1 pseudogene is annotated in these 423 nt (G+C 42.3%); it reads right to left on the reverse strand.

The features are described 5' to 3' along the window. Positions 1–133 (reverse strand): annotated as a pseudogene (locus CIK04_RS32450) (DUF3265 domain-containing protein); the annotation flags it as partial. Between the last annotated feature and the right edge of the window lie 290 nt (positions 134–423).

Here is a 423-nt window from a genome sequence, read left to right on the forward strand (position 1 = left end):
CGCTGCGTTAAGGGGTGAGTGCCGCCTAAACCAAGCTTCCGCAGACCAACTTTCACCACCAAAATTCACCGCATACCCAAAATGCCACGCGGCATGAATCCCTCTTAAACGCCTTGTTATGTTTAAGACACAAAGGGTTGAGTTTGCGATACCAAGAGCTTAACTCGACTTACCTTTGCAAACCAAAACCAGACGCTAAAAAGCTGAATTAACTCATAAATTTAGTTGTAATAACTTTGAGTTTTAGCGTGAGAAACAGAAAACTTGAGCTCAAACTTAAAACTAAGGCAGCTTCATTCGACTTACAAGCGCACTGAATTTCAATGAGGCAATTCTCTGAATTTTTCGCGCCCACGAATTGGAGTCCAGAAAACAGCGAACACTGAAGTTAACTTGCCGACAAGACCAAAATTAGAAAGCTGA

It is taken from the genome of Vibrio sp. 03_296 (assembly GCF_002265885.1).